This window comes from Streptomyces sp. NPDC006743 (genome assembly GCF_040703815.1).
GTDB lineage: Bacteria > Actinomycetota > Actinomycetes > Streptomycetales > Streptomycetaceae > Streptomyces.
The window spans coordinates 57,829-70,855 of sequence record NZ_JBEYJA010000012.1 but is presented as its reverse complement, the minus strand read 5'-3'; the positions used below and the strand labels follow the sequence as shown (position 1 = coordinate 70,855).

At 73.7% G+C, this 13,027-nt stretch carries 11 protein-coding genes and 1 pseudogene; 3 read left to right on the top strand and 9 right to left on the bottom strand.

The window, feature by feature from the left end:
• The first annotated feature begins 1 nt into the window (after position 1).
• Positions 2–2,488, top strand: a complete 2,487-nt coding sequence (locus tag ABZ719_RS13305) for a DEAD/DEAH box helicase (RefSeq protein WP_366725307.1) — start codon at positions 2–4, stop codon at positions 2,486–2,488.
• Positions 2,489–2,512: 24 nt separating this feature from the next.
• Here the strand turns inward: ABZ719_RS13305 and ABZ719_RS13300 are convergent.
• From ABZ719_RS13300 to ssd, 7 genes and pseudogenes are all read right to left on the bottom strand, one after another.
• Positions 2,513–2,857 (bottom strand): annotated as a pseudogene (locus ABZ719_RS13300) (Rv3654c family TadE-like protein); the annotation flags it as partial.
• The gene (locus ABZ719_RS13295) at positions 2,854–3,294 is read right to left on the bottom strand and encodes a TadE family type IV pilus minor pilin (protein ID WP_366725306.1); all 441 of its coding nucleotides are present in this window, start codon (positions 3,292–3,294) and stop codon (positions 2,854–2,856) included. The pseudogene ABZ719_RS13300 and the gene ABZ719_RS13295, both read right to left, overlap by 4 nt.
• Positions 3,281–3,481: a DUF4244 domain-containing protein gene (locus ABZ719_RS13290; protein ID WP_037850569.1), complete on the bottom strand. Its 201-nt coding sequence runs from the start codon at positions 3,479–3,481 to the stop codon at positions 3,281–3,283. Before ABZ719_RS13290 ends, ABZ719_RS13295 begins: the two co-directional genes overlap by 14 nt.
• 174 nt (positions 3,482–3,655) lie before the next feature.
• On the bottom strand, positions 3,656–4,531 hold the full coding sequence (locus ABZ719_RS13285; protein WP_366725305.1) for a type II secretion system F family protein: 876 nt from the start codon (positions 4,529–4,531) through the stop codon (positions 3,656–3,658).
• Positions 4,528–5,421: a type II secretion system F family protein gene (locus ABZ719_RS13280; protein ID WP_366725304.1), complete on the bottom strand. Its 894-nt coding sequence runs from the start codon at positions 5,419–5,421 to the stop codon at positions 4,528–4,530. Before ABZ719_RS13280 ends, ABZ719_RS13285 begins: the two co-directional genes overlap by 4 nt.
• A 5-nt stretch (positions 5,422–5,426) precedes the next feature.
• Positions 5,427–6,692, bottom strand: a complete 1,266-nt coding sequence (locus ABZ719_RS13275; RefSeq protein WP_366725303.1) for a TadA family conjugal transfer-associated ATPase — start codon at positions 6,690–6,692, stop codon at positions 5,427–5,429.
• Positions 6,689–7,792: a septum site-determining protein Ssd gene (ssd, locus tag ABZ719_RS13270; protein ID WP_366725302.1), complete on the bottom strand. Its 1,104-nt coding sequence runs from the start codon at positions 7,790–7,792 to the stop codon at positions 6,689–6,691. The genes ABZ719_RS13275 and ssd overlap by 4 nt, the downstream gene beginning before the upstream one ends.
• Before the next feature lie 591 nt (positions 7,793–8,383).
• Between ssd and ABZ719_RS13265 the strand changes: the two genes are divergently transcribed.
• The gene (locus tag ABZ719_RS13265; RefSeq protein ID WP_037850574.1) at positions 8,384–9,217 is read left to right on the top strand and encodes an HAD family phosphatase; all 834 of its coding nucleotides are present in this window, start codon (positions 8,384–8,386) and stop codon (positions 9,215–9,217) included.
• A gap of 483 nt (positions 9,218–9,700) precedes the next feature.
• Here the strand turns inward: ABZ719_RS13265 and ABZ719_RS13260 are convergent, their stop codons facing one another.
• Complete coding sequence (locus ABZ719_RS13260) at positions 9,701–10,564, bottom strand: oxidoreductase (protein WP_366725301.1); 864 nt, start codon at positions 10,562–10,564, stop codon at positions 9,701–9,703.
• A gap of 100 nt (positions 10,565–10,664) precedes the next feature.
• Here ABZ719_RS13260 and ABZ719_RS13255 point away from each other — a divergent pair, with 100 nt between their 5' ends.
• On the top strand, positions 10,665–11,645 hold the full coding sequence (locus ABZ719_RS13255; RefSeq protein ID WP_366725300.1) for an ATP-binding protein: 981 nt from the start codon (positions 10,665–10,667) through the stop codon (positions 11,643–11,645).
• 6 nt (positions 11,646–11,651) lie between these two features.
• Here the strand turns inward: ABZ719_RS13255 and ABZ719_RS13250 are convergent, their stop codons facing one another.
• Complete coding sequence (locus tag ABZ719_RS13250; protein WP_366725299.1) at positions 11,652–12,920, bottom strand: hypothetical protein; 1,269 nt, start codon at positions 12,918–12,920, stop codon at positions 11,652–11,654.
• Positions 12,921–13,027: the final 107 nt, after the last annotated feature.

The following is a 13,027-nucleotide window of genomic DNA, read 5'->3' as shown; positions in this document are numbered from 1 at the left end:
GATGGCATTCAATCACTTACCGGCAGGCGTGCACGACGCCTTGGCTCCATTGTCCGTCACGCCGGTGACACACTCGGTGCCAATGGCCAAGAATCACCGATCCGATCGAACCCCGACGGACCACGCAACCCGCCTGTCGCCGGGCGCGGTTCTGGACCGGCTCACCTCCGGGCCGAGCCGGGCTGCGCGCATCACTCATACGGAGCACTTGCCCCCGCGGGCGGGTCGCCATGCCGTCTGGCCCGACCGGATTCGGCCGGAGGTCGTCGCGGCCGTCCAGGCGTGCGGCATCGAGCACCCCTGGGCCCACCAGGCGCGCGCCGCCGAGCACGCCCTCGACGGCGAGTCCGTGGTGGTCGCCACGGGCACCGCGTCCGGCAAGTCACTCGCGTATCTGGTCCCGGTGCTGTCGGCACTGCTGGAGGGTTCGCAGGCTCCCAACGGCCGGGGTGCCACCGCCCTCTACCTGGCCCCCACCAAGGCCCTGGCCGCCGACCAGTGCCGCGCGGTGCGGGAACTGGCCCGGCCGCTCGGCACCGGGGTGCGCCCCGCCGTGTACGACGGCGACACGCCGGTGGAGGAACGCGAGTGGATCCGCCAGTACGGCAACTACGTCCTGACCAACCCCGACATGCTGCACCGCGGGATCCTGCCCTCCCACCCGCGCTGGTCCTCCTTCCTGCGCGCCCTGAAGTACGTCGTCGTCGACGAGTGCCACACCTACCGCGGCGTCTTCGGTTCCCACGTCGCCCAGGTCCTGCGCCGCCTGCGCCGGCTGTGCGCGCGCTACGGCGCCTCGCCCGTCTTCCTGCTGGCCTCGGCGACCGCGGCCGAGCCCTCGGTGGCCGCCCGCCGCCTCACCGGCCTGCCCGTGGTCGAGGTGGCCGACGACGCCTCCCCCCGAGGTGAACTGGTGTTCGCCCTCTGGGAGCCGCCGCTCACCGAACTGCACGGTGAGAAGGGCGCACCGGTCCGCCGCACCGCCACCGCCGAGACCGCCGACCTGCTGACCGACCTGACCCTCCAGGGTGTGCGTTCGGTCGCCTTCGTACGCTCCCGGCGTGGCGCCGAGCTGATCTCGGTGATCGCCCAGGAGCGGCTGGCGGAGATCGACCGGCCGCTGGCCCGGCGTGTCGCGGCCTACCGGGGTGGCTACCTCCCCGAGGAGCGCCGCGCTCTGGAACGGGCCCTGCACTCGGGCGACCTGCTGGGGCTGGCCGCCACCACCGCCCTGGAGCTCGGCGTGGACGTGTCCGGCCTGGACGCCGTGGTGATCGCCGGTTACCCGGGCACCCGTGCGTCCCTGTGGCAGCAGGCGGGCCGCGCGGGCCGCGCCGGGCAGGGCGCCCTCGCCGTGCTGGTCGCCCGCGACGACCCGCTGGACACCTTCCTCGTCCACCATCCGGAGGCGCTGTTCGACCAGCCGGTGGAATCCACCGTCCTCGACCCGGACAACCCGTATGTCCTGGCACCGCACCTGTGCGCCGCCGCGGCCGAGCTTCCGCTCACGCAGGAGGACGTCGAACTGTTCGGCCCGGCGTGTCCGGAGCTGCTGCCGCAGCTGGAGGCCGCGAAGCTGCTGCGCCGGCGGGCCACGGCCTGGCACTGGACGCGCCGGGAGCGTGCCGCGGACCTGACCGACATCCGCGGCGAGGGCGGAAGGCCGGTGCAGATCGTCGAGGCCGGCACCGGACGGCTGCTCGGCACGGTCGACGAGGCCGCCGCGCACACGAGCGTGCACGAGGGCGCGGTCCACCTGCACCAGGGCCGTACGTATCTGGTGCGCTCGCTCGACCTCGACGACTCGGTCGCCCTGGTCGAGGAGGCGAACCCGCCGTACACCACGGTCGCCCGCGATACGACGGCGATCTCCGTCCTGGACACGGACGTCGAGGTGCCCTGGGGCAGCGGCCGGCTCTGCTACGGCTCCGTCGAGGTCACCAACCAGGTGGTGTCCTTCCTGCGTCGCCGGGTCATCACGGGTGAAGTGCTCGGTGAGACGAAACTCGACCTCCCTCCTCGTACGCTGCGCACCCGCGCGGTGTGGTGGACGGTCACCGAGGACCAGCTCGACGATGCCCGGATCAACCCGGAGATCCTCGGCGGCGCCCTGCACGCGGCCGAGCACGCCTCGATCGGCATGCTGCCGCTCTTCGCCACGTGCGACCGCTGGGACATCGGGGGTGTCTCCATCCCGCTGCACCCCGACACCCTCCTGCCGACCGTCTTCGTCTACGACGGCCATCCCGGCGGCGCGGGCTTCGCCGAACGTGCCTTCCACACCGCCCGTGACTGGCTCACCGCCACCCGCGAGGCCATCGCCTCCTGCGAGTGCGACGCCGGGTGCCCGTCCTGCATCCAGTCCCCCAAGTGCGGCAACGGCAACGACCCGCTCCACAAGAGAGGCGCCGTACGGCTGCTGACCGTGCTGCTGAAGGGGGCGCCGGGCAAGCCCGCCGAGCGGGAAGAGGCCGGCCCGCGCCGGTGAGCGGGCGCCGGAGCCGGTGTCCGCGGGCCCCGGTGGCCCCGCCCTCGCCCGGGCCCGGGCCGCGAACGGCCCGCCTCCCGCGGCGGCCGTGACGTCCGAGACGGCACCGGTGACGACGCACCGGACGAGGCGGGAGTGCTGGGCCCGTGCCACCCGGTCCGCGCGGGCGCAGGCCGCGGCACCGCCCTGTGCCCAGTGGCCCGCGGCGGCCAGCGCCGCGAGGTCGGCCGCCCCCGCCGCACGGTGCCGGACGACCACGGCCTGCCCCAGCGCGAGCCCGACGCCGAACACCACACACAGCAGGGCGACGGCCCCGACGCTCCAGACGGTGGCCGAACCGCGGTCGCACCCGCACAAGCGGCGCTTCACGGCCCCACCTCCCCTCTCGGCGCCGTCCCCGGCCCCGCCGCCGCAAGCCCGGGTTCGGGCCCAGGTCCCGGTCCCGCCGTCTCCTCCGCCTCGGCCACGGCCTCCTCCCGCAGGGTGAAGGGCAGCAGGCCCAGCCCCGGTGGCGCGGCGGTGACGACCACATGGACCCGTTCCCCCTGCCGGGACACGGTGACCTTCGCTCCGTGCGGTGCCGTCTCACGCGCCGCCCGGACGACCGCTCCCTCCGGGTCCTGGCGGGCGGCCGCCCGGGCACCCACCCGGGCGGCGTCCACGCACTGGATCTGGGCGACCATGACGAGCAGCCCCCACACCAGCGCCGTCACCACCAGCACCAGTACGGGCAGGACCATGGCGGCCTCCGCCGTCACGAACCCCCGGTCGCCGCCGCGTCCGGCGCGCCGCTCACATCCGCGCACTGAGGGCTCGTTTCACGATGTTCTGCAGTTCCGTCTTGACCTGCCCGCTCGTGACCACCTCGTAGAGCAGCACGGCGAACGCCACTGCCGCGATGATGCCCATGGCGTACTCGGAAGTGACCATTCCGGCGTCCTTGCGCATGCGGTCCGCCAGGGCACGCAGCCGTGCCCGCACCTTCGTGTTCATCTCAACCCCCGTGAGGTCTCGTTCCGTTGTCAGTTGTCGTCCGATGTCGTCGCGCCGGCCGCCCGAGGCCGTGCCGCCGGTCGGCCGAAGCCCGTCCTGCCGGTCGGCCGATGACGTTCCCTCGGTCGACCGAGCGCTCGTCGCCCGTCCGTGACGTGCGCGCTCCACATGCCGTCAGCCACCACCGCCTCTCCACATCCCGCCCGCCAGGCCGATCACCACGGGCAGCACGCCGACCGCGACGAAGGCGGGCAGGAAGCACAGCCCCACCGGTGCGGTGACGAGCACCGCCGCCCGTCGTGCCCGGGCGGTGGCCGCGCGCCCGCGGTCGGCGCGGACGTCGGCGGCCAGTCGCGCGGCCGGCCCGGCGGCGGGAAGCCCGGTCTCACCCGCCCGTTCCAGCAGCCGCGCCAGGGCCTGAGCGCCCGGGACCGAGGCCAGACCGAGCCAGGCGTCGGCAGGCGCGCCACCCAGCCGTACCTCCGCCGCTCCCCGGGCCAGCGCTGTCCCGACCGGCCCGCCCAGGGCCTCCCCCACCGCCTGAGCCGCGATCACCGGGCCCGCGCCGGCCGCCAGGCAGGCGGCCAGCAGATCGGCGGCGAGCGGCAGTTGCCGGGCGGCTTCGACCGTGTCGTCCTCGGTTCCGGACCGCTTCACGGCCCGTTCCCGCCACCGCAACACCCCGGCCGCGCACACCAGTCCGGCCACGACGCCCGCGAACCCGCCGAGCAGCACCCACCCGGCGCCCGCGAGCCCCACCGCGGGAAGCCACCGCCGTACGGCATCCGGCACCGGCACCCGCGACCGCCCCAGGGCCCGGGGGTGCCCTTGCCCTTGTGCCTGCGGCCCGGCCCGCATCCGCGCCTGCGACGGGAGATGCCGGACACCGGCGGACTCCGCGCCGGGCACGGCCTCCCTCGCCAGCAGGGCGGCCGTACGCCGCCGTAGACGCCGCTCCCGGCGTACAGCCCGCAGCCGTCGCGCCACCAGCGCGAGCAGTACGGCCACTCCCAGGAGCATCCCCAGCCTGTGGACGACGTCCGCGCTCACGCCGCCTCCGCCCGCCGCACGATGCCCAGGGCCCACCACAGCCCCACGCCTTCCAGCGCGCCGCCCACGGCCAGGCACCCCATGCCCGCTCCGGTGTGCAGCAGCACGTGCAGCGGGCCGGCGCCCATGGCCGTGCCGAGGAGGAGTCCGAGGGCGGGCAGCGCGGCGAGCATCAACGCCGTGGCCCGCGCGCCCGCCAACTGGGCCCGCAGATCGGCGCGCTGGTCCCGGTCCGCGCGCAGTGCTCCTTCCAGCCGGTCGAGCCCGGCCGCGAGGCCCGCGCCCTGGTCCACGGCCACCCGCCAGCAGGCGGCGAGCCCCCGCAGGCCCTCGGCTCCCGGTTCCCGGGCCGCGGCGGCGAGCGCGCCCGGGACGTCCCCGCCGAACCGCGCCGCCGCCAGCACCGCCGCCTGGGCGTCCCCGAAGCCACCCGAGTCACGCGCGGCACACAGCAGCGCCTGGCCCGGCTGCCGCCCGGCGCGCACCTCACCGGCGAGCGCCCCGCACAGGGCGATCACCGCGTCCACCCGCCCCTCCCGGGCCCGGCGCGCGGCCCGGGCCTGCCTGGTGCGGCGCAGGACCGGTACCCCGGCCGCCCCCGCGACGACCGGCAGCACCGAGGTGCCCAGGACCGCCAGCAGCAGCCCGGCGGCCAGCGCCCACCACTCGGCCGGCACCCGCGCGCGCAACCGGGCCAGTTGACCGAGGATCCGCGCTCCCGTCGGAGGTCCGGTGTCCACCGCGCCGCCGCCCGCGAGGAGCAGGCGTGCCCGGCGCGCACCGGAGTGCCACCCGCCCGGCAGCCGGGCAGCGGCCAGTGCGCACGCCAGGGCCGCCGCGGCGAACACCGGCTGGGTGAACGCCGCCGGTCCGAGGGCCCATTCGTCCATCCCGTTCACCGCGTCCTCGCCCCGCTCTCCGTGTCCGCCGGGCGAAGCAGCTCCCGCAGCCTCTCCCAGCCCCGTTCCTCCACGAACGCCTGCGCGCCCCAGCGCAGCGCCGGGACCGTGCGCACCCACCCGCTCGCGTCCCGCTCCAGCACCCGCACCTCGGCGATGCGCCGCTGCCCCGCGCGGTCGCGGACCAGGTGCACCACCACCGACAGCGCGGCGGCCAACTGGCTGTGCAGCGCCGCCCGGTCCAGTCCGGCGGTGGTGCCCAGAGCCTCCAGCCGGGCGGGCACGTCCGCCGCCGCGTTGGCGTGGACGGTGCCGCACCCGCCTTCGTGACCCGTGTTCAGCGCGGCGAGCAGGTGGACCACCTCCGCGCCGCGGACCTCGCCCACCACCAGCCGGTCCGGACGCATCCGCAGCGCCTGCCGTACCAGGTCCTCGAGGGTGACCAGGCCCGCTCCCTCCTGGTTGGCGGACCGGGTCTCCAGACGGACGACGTGCGGATGGTCGGGGCGCAGCTCCGCCGAGTCCTCGGCGAGCACGATGCGCTCGCCCGGTCCGACGAGCCCCAGCAGAGCACTGAGCAGCGTGGTCTTCCCGCTGCCGGTGCCGCCGCTGACGAGGAAGGACAACCGCGCCTGGACGAGCGCCCGCAGGACGTGTTCTCCGCCCGGCGGAACGGTGCCCGCGGCGACGAGTTCGCCGAGTGTGAACGCGCGCGGCCGTACGACACGCAGGGACAGGCACGTGCAGCCGACGGCGACCGGTGGCAGTACCGCGTGCAGCCGGGTGCCGTCGGGCAGGCGGGCGTCGGCCCAGGGCCGGGCGTCGTCCAGGCGCCGTCCGGCCACCGCGGCCAGACGCTGCGCGAGACGCCGCACGGCCGCCGCGTCGGGGAAGGTGACCGCGGCCCGCTCCAGGCCGCCTCCGCGGTCCACCCAGACCTGGTCGGGGGCCGACACGAGGACGTCGGTCACCGACGGATCGGAGAGCAGCGGCTCCAGCGGGCCGCTGCCGATCAGCTCGGAGCGCAGCCGCTCGGCCGCTCCGAGCACCTCCGCGTCACCGAGCACCCGGCCCTGCTCCCGCAGCGCCTGCGCCACGCGCGCGGGTGTCGGCTCGGCGCCGCTCTCCGCCAGCCACTGGCGTACGCCGTCGAGCAACTGCGCCGGTACGACCGGCCGGCCGGGGGCGCCCTGCACGCGCGGGCCGCCCGCCTCGGTCACCCGCTCCGCCGCCGGCCACCGCTGCTCGGTCCGCGCCCTCATGCGGCACCCGCTTCGATCAGCGCCCGCTCCCAGAAGGCCGTGCAGAAACGGGCCAGTGGTCCGCGGGCCGCGGCGCCGGGCGGTGTCCTGCCCTCTCCGGGGCGCCGCAGCGCGGACTCCACGGGCACCTCTCCCACCAGCGGCAGTCCGAGCAGCCGGGCCACCTCCCGGTCGTCGAGGCCGGGCGCGTACGGTCCGCGTACCGCCACCCGCAGATCTCGCAGGACCATGCCGGCCGCCGAGGCGACCCGTGCGGCGGCTGCCACGGCGCGCAGTTCGGCGGGGACCACGAGCAGTCCGACGTCGATCTGTGCCAGCGCCTCGGCCGCTCCTTCGTCCACCCGGCGGGGCAGGTCGACCACCACGGCCCCGCCACCGCGCCGGGCGGCGGCGAGCACCGCGCGGACGGCCTGCGGCGGGACGGCGACGCAGTCGCCGCGGTCCCAGCTGAGCACGCGCAGCGCGTGCAGTTCGGGCAGTGACTCCTCCAGCGCGCCACCGCCCACCCTCCCGCGCGAGGTGGCGAAGGCGGGCCAGCGCAGCCCCTCGGCCGCCTCCCCGCCGAGCAGCACGTCGAGTCCGCCGCCGAGCGGGTCGGCGTCCACGAGCAGGGTGCGCAGGCCCTCCCGCGCGGCGGTCACGGCGAGCGCGCAGGCCAGCGTGGACGCTCCCGCGCCGCCGCGGCCGCCGATGACGCCCACGGTGAGCGCGGGCCGTCCGACGCCTTCGGCGACATCGGCGATCCGGTCGACCAGCCACTGCTCGCCGTCGGGCAGCACCAGCACGTGGTCGGCGCCGATCTCGACGGCGCGCCGCCAGACCCCGGAGTCGTCCTGGTCGCGGCCGACGAGGACGACGCCCCGTCGGCGCAGCGCTCCGCGCACCCGCTGCGCGGCGTCGTCGCCGACCAGCACCAGCGGTGCCGCCTCCCAGCTGCCCCGCCGCTCGGGCACGCCGTGGTGCACCTCCGGTGTGGCGCCCGCCGCCGCACACAACCGCAGCAGGTCGTCGAGGAGATCGGCGTCCTCGGTGACGATCAGCGGCCCGCCCTGCCGTCCTGCGGTGCCGGACGGCGGATCATGGGTGACAGTTCCGGCCATGGGCCGTTCCCCCTTCGCTGCATCTTCCGCGCGGCCCCCGCGGGCCCGCGAATCCCGTACATGTGAAGGACCGACGAGCGGCCCCATATGGGCGGCCGATAGGAACCGGCCATACGCGTCCGACAAACGGAACCGGCCATGAACTCGGCCGCGAGCGGTGCGCGCAGGAATCACGGTGCAGCGAACCGGAAAATGATGTGGATCTTGGTCGAAATCTGTGGACAACTCGGCCCTTGTGAAAATGGCCGTCACCCAAACCGGTGACCCCTGTACTGGATCCCGTGCGACTTCCGCAGCGAAGCGCTACAACTACACAGAGTCACGGATCGAGGGGCGGCTCGGGCAGCCAGGAGGAGCTGGTGTCCTGGGCGCGGGAGCCGGCCCAAGGGGCGCAGAGGGAGGGAAAACCCATCCGGACATGCGACGACCCCCGCCGGGGGGGAGAGCGGGGGTCGTCTCCACGGCCGACTCGGGGGGGGAGGAGTCGGGCCGGGTTAGCACGGTCGCGAACGATCCGTGACTTCCATGGTGTACCCGAGAGCCCTCTCAGGCAAACCCACGCGCCGAGCTTACGCCGAATGGGCTGCCCCTATGCTCGACGTCGTGGAAAACCACTCCTTGCCCCGCACAGCGGCCTTCTTTGATCTGGACAAGACGGTCATTGCGAAGTCGAGCACGCTCACCTTCAGCAAGTCCTTCTACCAAGGCGGGCTGATCAACCGCAGGGCGGTCTTGCGGACCGCGTACGCGCAGTTCGTCTTCCTCGCCGGCGGCGCCGACCACGACCAGATGGAGCGCATGCGCGAGTACCTGTCCGCGCTGTGCCGCGGCTGGAACGTGCGGCAGGTCAAGGAGATCGTCGCGGAGACGCTGCACGACCTGATCGACCCGATCATCTACGACGAGGCCGCGTCCCTGATCGAGGAGCACCACCGGGCCGGGCGCGACGTCGTCATCGTCTCCACGTCGGGCGCCGAGGTGGTCGAGCCGATCGGCGAGCTGCTGGGTGCGGACCGGGTCGTGGCCACCCGGATGGTGGTGGGCGAGGACGGCTGCTTCACCGGCGAGGTGGAGTACTACGCCTACGGGCCGACGAAGGCGGAGGCGGTCCGCGAGCTGGCCCGGTCCGAGGGGTACGACCTCGCGCGGTGCTACGCGTACAGCGACTCGGCCACCGATGTGCCGATGCTGGAGTCGGTCGGCAATCCGCACGCCGTCAACCCCGACCGGGCGCTGCGCCGCGAGGCACTCGCGCGCGGGTGGCCCGTCCTGGACTTCCACCGGCCGGTGCGGCTCAAGCAGCGGCTGCCCGCGTTCTCCGTGCCGCCCCGCCCGGCCCTGGTCGCGGCGGCGGCCGTGGGAGCGGCGGCGGCCACCGCGGGACTCGTCTGGTACGCAAGCAGGCGGCGGGGCACGCTCTCCTGAGCCGTCGCGGGCCGACCGGCCATGTCTTTCGGGCGGTGCCGCCGTCCGGTTGGCCCCTGTTTGAACCTGAAAGTAAAGAAGTGCGGGCGGGGGTTCCGCTTGTCACCCCTGTGCAGTACAAAGGACTCAACGGCCCGCGAGACCAGAGGACATCCGCAAGGATCACCTTTACAACGCATTCGGCCCCACGGACCGAGCATGAACACCGGGCACCCACGCGACGTCGACCCGTCGATTACGGGCCAGCCGCACCAGGTGACGGGCAAAGACCCCGACCTGATGGGCGACATATCGAGGACGCCTGGTAACTCGGTGCTCATGCCAGCGGCGGTACGAGAACTCGTACCGCCGCATTTCTGTGCCGGGCCGGTACCGGACCGCCGCACCCCTCTGCGGCCGCCCTCCGAGGCCCGCCCTTGCCAGGCGCCGCCCTTCTCCGGCCGGCCCCTCCCAGGCCGCCCTGCCCGGTCCCGCCCGCCCTTCTCAGGCCGCCCCGCGCTGCAGCGCCTCGCACACCGCCGTGGACTCCCGCGCCCCCAGCCCGACCGCCTCCGCGCAGTGGCGGATCCAGGCCGCCATGCCTTCCGGGGTGCCGGAGACGTACCCGTCGAGGGCCGCCAGGTAGGCCGCCCTGCCGAGTTCGGCGTACCCCACCTCCGCGGGGCAGACCGACTTGGGATCCAGTCCGCTGCCCACCAGGACGATGCGTTCGGCGGTCCGCGCGATCAGACCGTTGTGCGAGACGAAGGGGCGCAGGGCGAGGAGTTCGCCGTGCACCACCGCCGCCGTCACCAGGGCAGGCGCGGAACCGCCCGCGATGATCAGCTCCGACAGCCCCTCCAGGCGCCCGGACACCTCGGCCGCGCCCGGCAGCGGCAGCTCGACGAGCGGCTCGTCGACCCGCTCCCCCTCCTGGCGCGGTCTGCCGACGGTGTCCTCCTGGCCGGCCGCGGCCACCAGGTGCAGCCTGGCCAGGACCCGCAGCGGAGACTGCCGCCAGATGGAGAGCAACTGGCCGGCCTCGGCCGACAGCCGCAGCGCCGCGCCGAGCACGCGCGCCTCGTCGTCACCGCTGAAGTCGGTCCGCCGGCGCACCTCCTCCAGGGCCCAGTCGGCCCCGGACAGCGCCGCCGAGCCGCGCGCGCCGCGCAGCGCCGCCTCGGAGGTGATCGCATTGCTGCGCCGTCGCATGATCCGGTGCCCGTAGACCCGGTCCACGGCCTTGCGCACGGACTCCACGGACTCGGCCACACCGGGCAGCACCGCGAGGGCGGCGAGGGGGTCCTCCCGCCTCGAGCCCGCCCGGGAACCCGGGGAAGGATCGGCTGTCGCGCCTGACGTACTCATGAGTACGACCCTACGCACCCCAGCGGCCGCTTCCCCGAAGGAGTGGTCTTCTTCACGGAGGCTGCCACGTACAGCTATCACCGCACTACGCTTCGTGAACATGAAAATTGCTTTCGTCGGGAAGGGCGGCAGCGGCAAGACCACGCTGTCGTCCCTCTTCATCCGCCATCTCGCGGCGACCGGGGCGCCCGTCGTCGCGGTCGACGCCGACATCAACCAGCACCTGGGGGCCGCCCTCGGCATGGAGGAGGCCCGCGCGGCAGAGCTGCCGGCGATGGGCGACCGGCTGCCCCTGATCAAGGACTACCTGCGCGGCAGCAACCCCCGCATCGCCTCCGCTGAGACGATGATCAAGACGACGCCGCCCGGCGAGGGGTCGCGGCTGCTGCGGGTGGCCGAGAACAACCCGGTCTACGACGCCTGTGCGCGTCCGGTGGAACTCGACGGCGGCGGCGTCCGCCTGATGGTCACCGGCCCCTTCACGGACGCCGACCTGGGGGTGGCCTGCTACCACTCCAAGACGGGTGCGGTGGAGCTGTACCTGAATCACCTGGTGGACGGCCGCGACGAGTACGTGGTGGTGGACATGACGGCGGGTTCGGACTCCTTCGCCTCCGGCATGTTCACCCGCTTCGACATCACGTTCCTCGTCGCCGAGCCGACCCGCAAGGGGGTCTCCGTATACCGCCAGTACAAGGAGTACGCCCGCGACTACGGCGTCGTCCTGCGGGTCGTCGGCAACAAGGTGCAGGGGCCGGACGACCTCGACTTCCTGCGCGCCGAGGTCGGGGACGACCTGATCGTGACCGTCGGGCACTCCGACTGGGTGCGTGCCATGGAGAAGGGCCGGCCGCCCCGGTTCGACCTCCTGGAGGACGCCAACCGCCGCGCCCTGCGCACCCTCCAGGTGGCCGCCGACGCCACGTACGAACTGCGCGACTGGGAGCGCTACACCCAGCAGATGGCGCACTTCCACCTGAAGAACGCCGCCTCCTGGGGCAACGAGCGCACCGGGGCCGACCTGGCGGCACAGGTCGACCCCGGCTTCGTGCTGGGCGAGGGCGTCACGGCCTCTGCCTGACGAACGCTACGGCTTGGGCGCCCCGGGCACTCCCTTGGGCGCCGGGGCCGGGCGGCCGGACAGGAAGGACGCCCAGCCCTGCTTGGGGGCTTCGCCGACCTCCAGTCCTCGCAGCTTGGCGAGGGTCTGCGGGTCCTGGGCGTCCAGCCAGTCGGCCAGCTCGTGGAAGGAGACGCAGCGCACCTCCGGCTTGTTGCACACCTCCTTCACGACCTCCTCGACGGCACGCATGTACGTGCCGCCGTTCCACGACTCGAAGTGGTTGCCGATGACCAGCGGCGCGCGGTTGCCGTCGTAGGCCCGGTAGAAGCCCTTGAGCAGGCCGTCGCGCATCTGGTCGCCCCAGTAGCCGAACTTGTCGGGGTCGCCCTGGGTCTGGGTGCCCGACTGGTTGACCATGAAGTTGTAGTCCATGGTCAGCTGCTCGAAGGTGTGTCCGGGGAACGGCACCAGCTGCATCGACAGGTCCCACAGACCGCTGCGCTTCTTCGGCCACACCTGGTTGTTGACGCCGCTGCTGTCGTAGCGGAAGCCCATCTGGCTCGCCGCCTTCATGAAGTTTTTCTGGCCCTCCAGGCAGGGCGTGCGGGCACCGATCAGCTCCTTGTCGTAGTCGAAGGGCAGTGCGGCGGAGTTCTTCAGGCCGCTGGTGGTCTTCCAGCTCTTCACGAACTGCTTGGCCTGGTCGATCTCGCTCTTCCACTCGTCGACCGACCACTGGCCGACCCCGCCGTCGGGGCCGCAGAAGTGGCCGTTGAAGTGGGTGCCGATCTCGTTGCCCTCCAGCCACGCCAGGCGTACCTGCCGCGCGGTGTCGGCGATGCCCTGCTCGTCGTTGAAGCCGATGTCCGAACTGCCCTGTGCGTGCTGCGGCGGCCGGTACAGGTCCCGCTTCTCCTTCGGCAGCATGTACACACCGCTGAGGAAGAACGTCATGTGCGCGTCGTTCTCCTTGGCCACCTTGCGGAAGTGCGAGAAGAGCTTCTGGCTGTCCTCGCCCGCGCCGTCCCAGGAGAACACGACGAACTGCGGGGGCTTCTCACCCGCCTTCAGCCGCTGGGGCCTGGGCAGGTGGGGCTGGGCTCCGGTGTACGAGGTCGACCCGTCGCCGATCAGACGGACGACGCTGCCGGGCGCCTGCGCGGCCTTCGGCGCACCGGGTGCGCCGTGCGCACCGTGTTCGGGTGCGTCGGTGCCGCTCGCACAACCGGCGAGCGACGAGGCACAGGCCACGGCGGCGACGACGCTCGCGGCGATCCTCTGGTTGGCGGCCATGTTCCGCCCACCTTCTTCCTTCTCTCGTCCAACGCCGAGACGGCGTGTGCTGGTGCTGTGCCGGCCGTGCCGACAGCGCCGTCAAGGTCGCACGAAAGCGAGAAGGA

Bases quoted from the DNA above. Each gene is read 5' to 3' on its own strand.
- ABZ719_RS13305 (WP_366725307.1), top strand. From the start codon at position 2: ATGGCATTCAATCACTTACCGGCAGGCGTGCACGACGCCTTGGCTCCA.
- ABZ719_RS13290 (WP_037850569.1), bottom strand. From the start codon at position 3,481: ATGAACACGAAGGTGCGGGCACGGCTGCGTGCCCTGGCGGACCGCATG.
- ABZ719_RS13280 (WP_366725304.1), bottom strand. From the start codon at position 5,421: ATGGACGAATGGGCCCTCGGACCGGCGGCGTTCACCCAGCCGGTGTTC.
- ABZ719_RS13275 (WP_366725303.1), bottom strand. From the start codon at position 6,692: ATGAGGGCGCGGACCGAGCAGCGGTGGCCGGCGGCGGAGCGGGTGACC.
- ssd (WP_366725302.1), bottom strand. From the start codon at position 7,792: ATGGCCGGAACTGTCACCCATGATCCGCCGTCCGGCACCGCAGGACGG.
- ABZ719_RS13265 (WP_037850574.1), top strand. From the start codon at position 8,384: ATGCTCGACGTCGTGGAAAACCACTCCTTGCCCCGCACAGCGGCCTTC.
- ABZ719_RS13260 (WP_366725301.1), bottom strand. From the start codon at position 10,564: ATGAGTACGTCAGGCGCGACAGCCGATCCTTCCCCGGGTTCCCGGGCG.
- ABZ719_RS13255 (WP_366725300.1), top strand. From the start codon at position 10,665: ATGAAAATTGCTTTCGTCGGGAAGGGCGGCAGCGGCAAGACCACGCTG.
- ABZ719_RS13250 (WP_366725299.1), bottom strand. From the start codon at position 12,920: ATGGCCGCCAACCAGAGGATCGCCGCGAGCGTCGTCGCCGCCGTGGCC.